Source organism: Opitutaceae bacterium (genome assembly GCA_015075305.1).
Lineage (GTDB): Bacteria > Verrucomicrobiota > Verrucomicrobiia > Opitutales > Opitutaceae > UBA6669.
Genome location: JABTUS010000007.1, coordinates 161,607 through 171,652 on the forward strand (window position 1 = coordinate 161,607; position 10,046 = coordinate 171,652).

Genomic DNA, 10,046 nt, shown 5'->3' on the forward strand with positions numbered 1-10,046 from the left:
ACGCAGAATTTGGGAACCGCAGGTCTTAGTGATTACCGTGCCCGGTAGGCGCAGTCTCTTTGGGCTTTTCGCCCTTGGCCTTCGCCGCCGCAGCATCGTCGATCATCTTGAGGAACTTGTCCGGGTCCTTGTTGAAGTCCTTCACGCAGCTCTTGCAGCAGAGGCGCACAAGGCGGTCAGGTTTTCCTTCCTGCTTGAAGACATGGTTGATCGGCGGCCCCATGTCGCCGTCCTCCAGCTTGTCGCCCGAAACGACGCAGTTCACGAGCGGATAGGCGGCGACCGCTTGGGCCGAATCGGCCGGCATCGCCATGCCGGCGTGCTCGTCGGCTTTCGCCTTGCCCTTGTTGTGGGCTTCGTGAGCAGAGGTGGTGGTGGCAGCCGCGGCTACAATGCACGCAGCGAAAAGACTGCGAACGAGGCCAGACTGGAGTAGGTTGGGTGTATTCATTAGGTGATTATGGATTGGGAAGGAGAGGGCTCACCCATAATACTCCGCATCCATGGCGAATCCCTCGGCATTTATTGCTCAACCTTCAAAAAACATCCCTGCCGCAGAGATTTCCCCTTAAGGTGCTGAGAGCCATATCCCTGAGGGCTTTCGCGCTAGGGGGTGTAAGGTCTAGGAAACGGCTCCGTCTAATCGGTATGAATCCACACTCGCACGACCACCCCAAGGGCCATTCCCACCATGCGGCTGGCCAGCACAAGGCGCCGACTGAAGGGCATTCCTGCTGCCATTCAGGAGAGCCTGGGCATCGCCACGAAGCGGGCGTGTCGCCTTCCCCTGCGGCAAAGTATTTTTGTTCGATGTGTCCCGGCGTCGAATCCGACCAGCCAGGGGATTGCCCGAAATGTGGCATGGCGCTGGAGCGCAACCCGGCCTTCGCAGGTGCGGGCAAGACCGTCTATACATGTCCGATGCACCCGGAGGTGCGCCAAGACCACCCGGGAGACTGCCCCAAGTGCGGAATGCCGCTGGAGCCTGTGCAAGCCGGTGATGAGGCGGACGACGAACTCGAGTTACGACAACTCTCGCGCAAGCTGTGGATTGGCGGCGCTCTCGCGGTGCCTGTATTCATTTCAGCAATGGCCGGCATGGTGCCGGGACTGGCAATTACCGGTGCCGCTGAATCGTGGCGACGGTGGGGCGAGTTCATCCTCGCCAGCCCCGTCGTCTTTTGGGCCGGTGACTTTATCTGGCGCCGGGCCTGGAATTCCATCCGGCATCGCAGCGCCAACATGTATTCTTTGCTCGGGCTCGGCATCGGTGCGGCCTATCTGTTCAGCGTCGTCGCCTTGCTCGCGCCGAATCTTTTTCCCCACGAAATGCGACATGGCGGTCAGACCGGCCTCTATTTCGAGGCGGCCGCGATCATCACCGTGCTCGCTGTGCTCGGCGAATACCTCCAGGAACGCGCGCGCCGTCGCACAGGTCAGGCCGTGAAAGCCTTGCTCGGGCTGGCACCGAAAACGGCGCGACGGGTGCGCGACGGAGCCGAGGAAGACGTGCCGCTCGACCGAATCCAGGTCGGTGATATGCTACGCGTTCGCCCGGGCGAGAAGGTTCCGCTCGATGGCGTGCTGGTCGAGGGGCGAAGCAACGTTGACGAGTCCATGCTCACCGGCGAGCCGTTGCCCGTCGAGAAGAACACCGGCGACCGGGTCATCGGCGCGACCGTCAACCAAACCGGCGGTTTCGTGATGCGGGCCGAAAAGGTCGGGACCGACACACTGCTAGCCCAAATCGTCAACATGGTCGCGCAGGCCCAGCGCAGTCGCGCGCCCATCCAAGCATTAGCCGACCGGGTGTCGGAATTCTTTGTTCCAGCGGTCATCGCCATCAGCCTTGCCACCTTTGCGGTCTGGATGGTCTGGGGGCCGGAACCGCGGCTAGCTTATGCCATCACCAATGCCGTAGCCGTATTGATCATTGCCTGTCCGTGCGCACTTGGTCTGGCCACGCCCATGTCGATCATGGTCGGAGTCGGTCGCGGGGCTTCGCTTGGCGTGCTCATTCGTGATGCCGCCGCCCTGCAGCGCGCAGAAAAGATCACCCATCTCGTGACCGACAAGACGGGCACGCTCACGGTCGGTCGCCCCGAACTCTCGGGTTTGCACGTCGATCCCGCAATCGGCGAGGAGCGGTTGCTCGCATGGTCTGCCGCGTTGGAAGCCGGCAGCGAGCATCCACTGGCGCATGCGGTCGTCAAAGCGGCGGAAGGGCGCGGCTTGAAGCTCCCGCGGGTAGAGAATTTCAACTCGGTCACCGGCGCCGGGGTGTCAGGCATCGTGGAGGGAAAGCTTCTCCGCGTAGGCAAGCGTGCCTGGCTTCTGCATGAGAAGGTATCCATCCCGGCGGAGTTTGACCGAGAAGCCGAGCGCCTGCTCGCGGCAGGCGGCACCGTCATCTGGACCGCTATCGAACAGCGGGTCGCCGGGGTGCTCGCACTGACCGACACGATCAAACCTTCTTCCGCCGAGGCCATCCGCCGGTTGCACGCCCTTGGGCTGAAGGTGGTGATGCTGACCGGCGATCACCAAAAAACCGCTGAAGTGGTGGGCAAGACCTTGGGCATCGACGACGTGCGCGCGCAGCTTGCGCCGGAGGACAAGCATCGGATCATTGAGGAGCTTCGCAGTCAGGGCGCGGTCGTCGCCATGGCCGGCGATGGCATCAACGACGCCCCCGCACTCGCCGCCGCAGATGTGGGGATCGCCATGGGCACGGGCACGGACGTGGCGATTGAAAGCGCAGGCATCACCCTCGTGAAAGGCGACCTGCGTGGCATTGTTACGGCCCTCGTGCTCAGTCGCATGGTTATGAAAAATATCCGCCAGAACCTGTTCTTCGCTTTCATCTACAATGCGGCGGGCGTGCCTTTGGCGGCCGGTATCCTCTATCCCGTCATTGGGTGGCTCATGAATCCGGTGGTGGCGGGGGCAGCCATGGCCCTCAGTAGCGTGTCGGTCATCACCAATTCGCTACGACTTCGCCGAGAAAAATTGTAACCCGGAGGTCAGCCGCCCGGCTTGGGGCAGTCGCAATCGCGGCACGCCCCATTCGCGCACTCCCCGCAGAACTCTTCCAAGCGCTTGCGGAGTGCCGCCCGGGCGCGATGCAACGCCACACTCGCGTTCCCAGGGGAGATACCGAGCGAGCGGGCGACCACCGTTACTGCCTCCCCACCCAACTCGGCCCGCCTGACGAGTTCGGCTTCGCGGGGTTTGAGGTTCTCGATAAGGCCCTCGAAACACGCGCATACCGTTTTCTCAGATACCTCGTGCGTTTGGCCCAGATCAACTGTCCAATCGGCATCCCGCTGGGCAGTGGCCGACCTGCTGCGCACATGGTCAACCAAGGCATTTCGCAACAACCGATAAAACCAAGCCGTTAACTTCTCCGCATCCGAAACCCCACCTGCGGACCGCATGGCTTTCACGAGGCCGTTTTGCAGCACATCGTCAGCGTCGGCCTCGTTTCCTAATCGCGCCACCAGATAAGCCCGGAATCGGGCTCTCTGGGCGAGAATGGGGGCGAGGCTGTCGGTTTGGTCCATGGGAAAAGGTGCGCGTTGTTACTTTTTGCTCGCGAGACGTTAAGCTCCTGCTGAGCGGTTGCAACTGCCGCCGCTTGCTTCGCGCAGAAAGCATGAGGGATTGTGCCGCCAAGGGGTGTAATATACCAAAAGAAGCAACATGAACACCGACCATAATGATGACCAACTAGGCCCGTTGATCCGTAGGGGTTGGACAGTGCCGGCTCAATCCAACCCGAATTTTCGGACTTCAGTCTGGGCCAGAATTGAAGCCGGCCGGCGGCTGCCCGCGACTTGGAGCGGGTGGCTGAAACTCAATTTCGCCAGTGTTACCATGTATGCTGCGGCCAGCGTCGTGCTTGCGAGTGCAGGCGGCGGCTATCTTGCCGCCAGCCAAGCGAACCGTGACCGTGATCAGCTCATCCAGCGATACGTCACCAGCATCGATCCTCATCAGCGCGTGGCCTCGTCAACCGCTCCATGAAGTATCGCTGGATTACGGCCGGGATCATTGCTGTCGTTGCGCTGGCGGCGGGTTGCTTGGCCTATGTGTGCTTTCATCGGCCTTTACCCGACTCGGTCGCGCACGCACATGACTCGCTGGCGTGGGTGCGCGAGGAATTCAAGCTGTCGCCCGAAAAAATGGCCCAAGTGGAGGCGATGCACGAATCCTATGAACTCGTGTGCGCCGATCACTGCCAGGCCATCGCCGATTCCCGGAAGGAACTGCAGCGAGTGCGCGACAGCCATGCATCTGAAGCGGAGATCGCCGCAGCGATGACCAGGGTTACATCCGTGGACGCGCAGTGCATTGCCAGCACCCAAAAGCATATCCGCGAGATTGCCGCTGTCATCGGAGGTGAAGACGGCCGGCGTTATCTTTCCATCGTGCTGCCCCGCGTGGCCTCTTTCGATCACAGCGCTCCGGCCACACTCGATATGCAGAAAACCCCAACGTATGACGGCCCCGGGCGAAAATGATTCCGGGACGATTTCTGATGAGGCGTTGATGGCGGCCTTGCAACGTGGCGAAGACCAGGCGTTGGCCACGTTGATGCATCGATGGGAATTGGGGGTGAAGGGCTTTCTTCTCCGGCTCGGAGTGCCGTCAGCCGATGTTGAAGATGTCGCGCAGGATGCGTTTGTGCGCCTCTACGAGAAGCGGGCAAACTATCGCCCTGGAGCGCCATTCAAGCCTTGGATTCTGACCATCGCCGGAAACCTTGGGCGCAATCGCTTGCGTTGGCGGTTCCGGCGCCGGGAAGACAGCATCGAAGCAATGGCATCGGATCGACCGGATGGCTTTGATGTGGCCGACTCCGCCACTCAGTCCGCAGCCGCAGTTGCCGAGCAAGCCGGTGTGACGAAGGAAGTTCGCTCAGCCGTGGAGGCGTTGCCTGACAATCTTCGTCAAGCGGTGCTTTGCGTCGAGCTTGAGGAAATGAGCCACCAAGAAGCGGCGCAGATCATGGGCTGTAGCCCAAAGGCCGTCGAAACCCGGCTTTACCGGGCACGCCAAATACTGCGTTCGGCGCTGCGTTCAGTCTTGGCCTGAATTCAAAAAACTCAGCCGCCCGCATTGGCGGCGGCTGAGTGACAATGACCGATACGCTGCGTCAGGACTTCTTGGCGCAGCCCTGACAAGCGGTGCAGCCAGCGGCAGCCTCGGCGGTCGGTTTGGCGGCGGCCTGGACCTTGGCGTCGGCGTCTGCCTTGGTCCGCCAGATGGTCGGATACGAGGCCGGCTTCTGATTCTTGTTCATGCGCGCCCAGTATTCGGGGCCGGGACCAGCGACGGCGCTGGAAACGAGCAGGGTGGAGAAAAGGAGGCCGAGGCCGACCGCCGAAGTTTTGGAGCTAAACGGGAGTTTCATTTGAATCCTTTGGTTGAGTTACAATTACCTTACCCCGGACTCCTCCGATTCCCCTGATCATTGCTTGCTCGCTACTGCGCAAATTTTGACCTGTGGAAGAGCCCATCACTACACCCTTCGGTAAGTCCGGATTTCCGCTCTGCATCCGCCAACAGTGACCGTGACCAAGTCTGCCAGCCGACGCTCGCTCCGCTCGAATTATTTTAGCTCTGCCCCGTCCGGTAGCGCCCCATTTTATGGGCGGTCAAGGTCGTGTCTGCGGCCTCCACCCCGCGCAAACGTTCCGCTTCCCCCTCGATTGGTCCCGCTGCGCGGGACGCTGCCTCGGCGCTCCACCCAGCGCTTTGACTTTCGCCCATCCCGAGCGGGCGCTCAACCGGGCAGCACCCGCGATCACTCGACAGCATGTCGAGAAAGGGAAACGCGGCTCGCGCGAGCGCTCACCATGCGCGTTTACGAAGCCAAGATCGTTTACTCCCTCGTTTCTCTCGGCGAAGAGGTCCGTCTCGACCGACCGGAGAAGGTTGCCGATTACCTCCATTCTGCTTTCGAGGAAAATCCGATGCAGGAGGCGTTCTACTGCGTCTATCTCGACCGCAAGAATCACCCCATTGGGCGGCATCTCGTCACTCTGGGAACGGCAACCTCCACACTGGTCGCACCACGCGAGGTGTTCCGCGGAGCCATCCTCGCCAGCGCCACCGCCCTCGTGGTCGCCCACAACCACCCCTCCGGCGACCCGGCCCCCAGCGCGGCCGACGTCCAGATGACCCGTCACCTCCGGGAAGCCGCCAAGGTCATCGACATCGACCTCATCGACCACGTCATTGTCGGTGATCCGAAAGCCGATCCGTTGAAGGTCGGCCACTATTCCTTCCGCGCGGCGGGCATCTTGTGATGCCCTTTTGCCACGACATCCACGATACCGCGCGGGCGGATCGTGCGTTGACTCCGACCCATTTCGGCCAACGGTTTTTGCCACACGGGCCAGCCGCCCCGGGGGCAACCTCGGGGCGGTATTTTTGTGTTCCGTGTGCGCTGCATCGTCCTCAGTGCGGACTGGAAAGTCTCTTCCGCGTCATCCCGAAACGTCGGCAGATTTCCTTGAACTTATTGTCACCCTCATTGTCACTTAGGGCTGAGCCGAAAGCACAAAGGCCCGTAACTCGTTAGAGTTACGGGCCTCTCGAAGATGGCGTCCCCACGGGGATTCGAACCCCGGTTCTCACCGTGAAAGGGTGGTGTCCTAACCGGGCTAGACGATGGGGACGCAAAAGAACAAGGGGGTGGACGGTACGGCGTCAGGGGGGTTGTGCAAGTACGTTTTTGAAAGGGGTCTTCCGCTCAAAATTGGCCATCGTGCAAGATGTTTGCCTGCGCGTGCCTGTGACTTTGCCGAGGGTGACACGGCGCGAAGGGGCGGTTCGTGCCGCGAACTTCCCCGGTTCGATCTCCGCCAGTCAGAGGACAAGGCTGGGGATTTGCCGCGGCTATCGTCCGGCGCTTGTCACTCAAACCGGGTTTTCAATTGCAGGAATCTGCGCTCGATCCAGAAGAACGATGCTGTTGCCAGGGCGAGGCTGATGCTGACTTTCCAGCCGAGCCGTACGATGAGCGGTGCATTGGGGATGACTGCCTCGACCATGTAATAGACGGGGAGGTGCAGGAGGTAGAGTCCGTACGAAATCCTGCCGACAAATACCATCGGTCGTGTCGCCAGAATCGGCGCGAGCAGCGAGTGCCGGCCCGCCACCAGATCGAGGAGTGTTGTCGCCGCCAGGCCGGCGACGATGACGTAACCGATCCATCCCATCCACGGGCTGTACCAGGTCACGATGCGGGGGATCAGGAACACCGTTGCAAGCGCGAGGGGCGCGAGCATACGTCCGAGGAACCGGCTGAGGTTTTCAGGCAATCCGCCTTTTGGCAGAGCCTTCACAGCGTAGGCGATCGCTGCGCCGACCATCAGGGTGTCCATGCGCGTATCGAGTCCGAAATTGATGCGCTCGTCCGTCCAGGTGCCGACATGCCAGGCGCGCCAAGCGGCGATGCACGCCGCACCCGCGAGCAGCGCGCCGCTCTTGACCGCGGGCGTTCGGATGCCGCGCTCAAGGCCGATGACAACAAGCGGCCAGATGAGGTAGAACTGCTCCTCGATCGCCAGCGACCAGCAGTGATTCAACCAGGTGAGGTGGTGCTGGTAGATCGCCTGCGCCCAGTTCGATGAATAGGTCAGCGCCAGCGCGATGTCCACCGCCGGAAACGGTTCGCCAAGCGCGGGCTTGGCCACGGCCACTAGCGCGCAGGTCAGTAGCAGCGCCGGCACGAGCCGCAGAAAACGACGCGCATAGAAATTTCTGAAGCTGATCGCACCGGTCCTCCCATGCTCGCCGCTGAGGATGGTTGTGATCAGAAAGCCGCTCAGGACAAAGAAAACATCGACGCCGACTCCACCGCTGCGAAACCAGGTCACTCCTCCGTGAGCACACAGCACGATGCCGACCGCGATCGTGCGCAGGCCGTCCAGAGCAGGATAGTAGCGGTTTTTCATGGTGCAGTCGCGGAGGCGTGAAACTGCGGAGAAGGCGCGCGGCTTCAATGCCCGTTGTCGAGCGCACACAAAAAACCAGATCGTACATGATGCGCGCTGTGTGAAAATTCATGCCTGACCTTTTTGAACTTTCCGTCCTTCGTGAACGGCAATGCCCATGAATTTTGCAGAGATCGAGGCCGCGCTGCCATCATCCGCCGTCACGTCGCTTGAACACATCGAGTCGCAGCTTTCAAATCTGAATCCGAAGCCGCGACATCTCGCCTCGGGCAAGGTGCGTGAAATCTACGACCTGGGTGACGCGCTGCTGCTCGTCGCCTCGGACCGGCTTTCCGCCTTCGATGTCATCCTGCCGGACGGCATCCCGGGCAAGGGCATCCTCCTGACGCAGTTGAGCCGGTGGTGGTTCGATCTGACGAGGGACCTGATCGCGAATCACCTGCTGCCCGATCAGGAAGGGGAGTTCAATCGGCGCGGCATCCATGACAGCGATCTGCGGCTTCGCAGCATGGTGGTGAGGAAACTCAAACCGCTCGCCATCGAATGCGTCGTTCGCGGCTACCTGGCGGGCAGCGGTTGGAAATCTTATCAGGCGAGCGGCGAGGTGTGCGGTCATCGGCTGCCCGCCGGCTTGCGGCAGGCCGACAAGCTGCCGGAGCCGCTGTTTACTCCGACCACGAAGGCGCCGAAGGGACAGCACGACGAGGCGATCGACGATGCCGCCGGGCGGGCGATCGTTGGCACGGATCTCTATGAGCGCGTGAAGGCGACGAGCCTGTCGCTGTATCGTCGCGGACACGACCGCGCGCGTGCGGCGGGCATGATCCTGGCTGACACGAAGTTTGAATTTGGCACGGATGCGCAGGGCGGTCTGGTGCTGATCGATGAAGTGCTGACGCCGGATTCCTCGCGCTTCTGGCCTTCGGAGAGTTATGCGCCGGATCAGTCGCCTCCGAGTTATGACAAACAGTTCGTGCGGGACCATCTCCTTGCGGTGAATTGGAACCAGCGCCCGCCCGGGCCCAGGCTGCCGGCGGAGGTTGTTCGCCGAACGCGCGACAAGTACCTTGCCGCATTGAGAAATCTCATGCGCTGAGCGAAGGTGAACCCCGGGTTCGCCGCGGAGATATTGATTCAATCCCCGCAAGCCCGCATCGCGTCGATCAGGCGGCTCGCAGCATGCCCTGGAGTCGCTCGGAGATTCGCTTCGTCCGTTCGACCTGTGCCTGCGCGTCCTTCAATGACAACCCAGCTTGCAGAAGAACGTCTTCGGTGAGGGCCCAGGCATGCCGCTCGATCGAGAGGCCCTTGCCGATTTCCTGGGTGATCCATGCTGCGACATGAAGCAGCGCGGTGATTTTCATGCGATTGGGATCCCCGGCGGGAGCGAAATGGTGGCGAATCGGTTCGGTCAGGCTTGGAGCAAAACCCCACAGGTGGAAGAGGCGGTCGACCGCTTCGGTGCTGGTCGTTCCAAACGTATTGAACTCCCAGGCGGCGACGAGCGCGGCGGTGGGATGCGACCCGCTTCCGACCGCGCAGCCCTCCTCGGTGGCCACTCCCTGGAGCAGCAGCCGGCCCACCGGCCGAAGCAGTCCCAGGGTGTATCCGGTGCTGCCGTCCTCGCCTGCGGCGGCGGCCATGTTTTCCAAGGCGACGGCCGTGGTCACGGAATTCTCCCAGAGTTCATCGCAGGACACGCCATAAACTGGCAGACCGACCGAATAGAGCTGGCAGGCCATGGCGGCGCCGACCAGACGATAGACTTCATAAAGCCCGATGCGGTCGATCGCCTCGTCGAGACTTGTTATGTGGCTGCCGCGCGCGAACTGCGCGCTGTTGCTGATCCGCAGGACACGCGCGCTCAGGACGGCGTCGAGACGCACGACGGAGACGATCGCGTCGACGCTGACGTCGGGATCCCTCATGGCGGCGCTCAGCCGCTGAAACACGCGTGGCGCCGCGGAAAGTTTGGATGCGGCGGCGGCGAGCCGGGCGTCAGAAATGGATTTTGCGGCCATGCGCGGCGAATGTCTTTCAATCGGTATTTGGTGCGGGAGACTTTACCCTTTTTTCCAATCT

At 61.7% G+C, this 10,046-nt stretch carries 11 protein-coding genes and 1 tRNA gene; 6 read left to right on the forward strand and 6 right to left on the reverse strand.

Translation table 11 applies throughout. From position 1 onward, the window contains the following. Positions 1-25 precede the first annotated feature (25 nt). Entirely contained in the window at positions 26-451 is a 426-nt protein-coding gene (locus HS122_14355; protein ID MBE7539579.1) for a hypothetical protein, read from the reverse strand. A 197-nt stretch (positions 452-648) separates the two neighbouring features. On the opposite strand from HS122_14355, the gene HS122_14360 reads away from it, so the two are divergent. Further along, the gene (locus HS122_14360) at positions 649-3,012 is read left to right on the forward strand and encodes a copper-translocating P-type ATPase (GenBank protein MBE7539580.1); all 2,364 of its coding nucleotides are present in this window, start codon (positions 649-651) and stop codon (positions 3,010-3,012) included. 8 nt (positions 3,013-3,020) lie between these two features. On the opposite strand, the gene HS122_14365 is transcribed toward HS122_14360, so the two are convergent. Beyond that, positions 3,021-3,560 (reverse strand): sigma-70 family RNA polymerase sigma factor, encoded by a 540-nt coding sequence (locus HS122_14365; GenBank protein ID MBE7539581.1) that lies wholly within the window; start codon positions 3,558-3,560, stop codon positions 3,021-3,023. 196 nt (positions 3,561-3,756) lie between these two features. Here HS122_14365 and HS122_14370 point away from each other — a divergent pair, with 196 nt between their 5' ends. From HS122_14370 to HS122_14380, 3 genes are read left to right on the forward strand one after another with little or no spacing between them, the layout of a single operon-like run. Further along, a complete protein-coding gene (locus HS122_14370; protein MBE7539582.1) occupies positions 3,757-4,023 on the forward strand; it encodes a hypothetical protein in 267 nt (88 codons plus the stop codon). Beyond that, positions 4,020-4,520: a hypothetical protein gene (locus HS122_14375; GenBank protein MBE7539583.1), complete on the forward strand. Its 501-nt coding sequence runs from the start codon at positions 4,020-4,022 to the stop codon at positions 4,518-4,520. The genes HS122_14370 and HS122_14375 overlap by 4 nt, the downstream gene beginning before the upstream one ends. Further along, complete coding sequence (locus tag HS122_14380; protein ID MBE7539584.1) at positions 4,498-5,094, forward strand: sigma-70 family RNA polymerase sigma factor; 597 nt, start codon at positions 4,498-4,500, stop codon at positions 5,092-5,094. Before HS122_14375 ends, HS122_14380 begins: the two co-directional genes overlap by 23 nt. A gap of 61 nt (positions 5,095-5,155) precedes the next feature. Here the strand turns inward: HS122_14380 and HS122_14385 are convergent, their stop codons facing one another. Beyond that, complete coding sequence (locus HS122_14385; protein MBE7539585.1) at positions 5,156-5,413, reverse strand: hypothetical protein; 258 nt, start codon at positions 5,411-5,413, stop codon at positions 5,156-5,158. 445 nt (positions 5,414-5,858) lie between these two features. Here HS122_14385 and HS122_14390 point away from each other — a divergent pair, with 445 nt between their 5' ends. Beyond that, positions 5,859-6,311: a DNA repair protein RadC gene (locus HS122_14390; protein ID MBE7539586.1), complete on the forward strand. Its 453-nt coding sequence runs from the start codon at positions 5,859-5,861 to the stop codon at positions 6,309-6,311. A gap of 295 nt (positions 6,312-6,606) precedes the next feature. On the opposite strand, the gene HS122_14395 is transcribed toward HS122_14390, so the two are convergent. Both HS122_14395 and HS122_14400 read right to left on the reverse strand, forming a co-directional pair. Then, positions 6,607-6,683, reverse strand: a tRNA-Glu gene (locus HS122_14395). Between the two features lie 237 nt (positions 6,684-6,920). After that, a complete protein-coding gene (locus tag HS122_14400; GenBank protein ID MBE7539587.1) occupies positions 6,921-7,964 on the reverse strand; it encodes an acyltransferase in 1,044 nt (347 codons plus the stop codon). Between the two features lie 157 nt (positions 7,965-8,121). Between HS122_14400 and HS122_14405 the strand changes: the two genes are divergently transcribed. Beyond that, the gene (locus HS122_14405; GenBank protein MBE7539588.1) at positions 8,122-9,060 is read left to right on the forward strand and encodes a phosphoribosylaminoimidazolesuccinocarboxamide synthase; all 939 of its coding nucleotides are present in this window, start codon (positions 8,122-8,124) and stop codon (positions 9,058-9,060) included. Between the two features lie 67 nt (positions 9,061-9,127). On the opposite strand, the gene HS122_14410 is transcribed toward HS122_14405, so the two are convergent. Beyond that, positions 9,128-9,985, reverse strand: coding sequence for an HDOD domain-containing protein (locus HS122_14410; protein MBE7539589.1), 858 nt, complete (start codon positions 9,983-9,985; stop codon positions 9,128-9,130). Positions 9,986-10,046 lie beyond the last annotated feature (61 nt).

Coding starts and splice junctions, on each gene's coding strand:
- HS122_14355 (MBE7539579.1), bottom strand. CDS start 451: ATGAATACACCCAACCTACTCCAGTCTGGCCTCGTTCGCAGTCTTTTC.
- HS122_14360 (MBE7539580.1), top strand. CDS start 649: ATGAATCCACACTCGCACGACCACCCCAAGGGCCATTCCCACCATGCG.
- HS122_14365 (MBE7539581.1), bottom strand. CDS start 3,560: ATGGACCAAACCGACAGCCTCGCCCCCATTCTCGCCCAGAGAGCCCGA.
- HS122_14375 (MBE7539583.1), top strand. CDS start 4,020: ATGAAGTATCGCTGGATTACGGCCGGGATCATTGCTGTCGTTGCGCTG.
- HS122_14380 (MBE7539584.1), top strand. CDS start 4,498: ATGACGGCCCCGGGCGAAAATGATTCCGGGACGATTTCTGATGAGGCG.
- HS122_14385 (MBE7539585.1), bottom strand. CDS start 5,413: ATGAAACTCCCGTTTAGCTCCAAAACTTCGGCGGTCGGCCTCGGCCTC.
- HS122_14390 (MBE7539586.1), top strand. CDS start 5,859: ATGCGCGTTTACGAAGCCAAGATCGTTTACTCCCTCGTTTCTCTCGGC.
- HS122_14400 (MBE7539587.1), bottom strand. CDS start 7,964: ATGAAAAACCGCTACTATCCTGCTCTGGACGGCCTGCGCACGATCGCG.
- HS122_14405 (MBE7539588.1), top strand. CDS start 8,122: ATGAATTTTGCAGAGATCGAGGCCGCGCTGCCATCATCCGCCGTCACG.
- HS122_14410 (MBE7539589.1), bottom strand. CDS start 9,985: ATGGCCGCAAAATCCATTTCTGACGCCCGGCTCGCCGCCGCCGCATCC.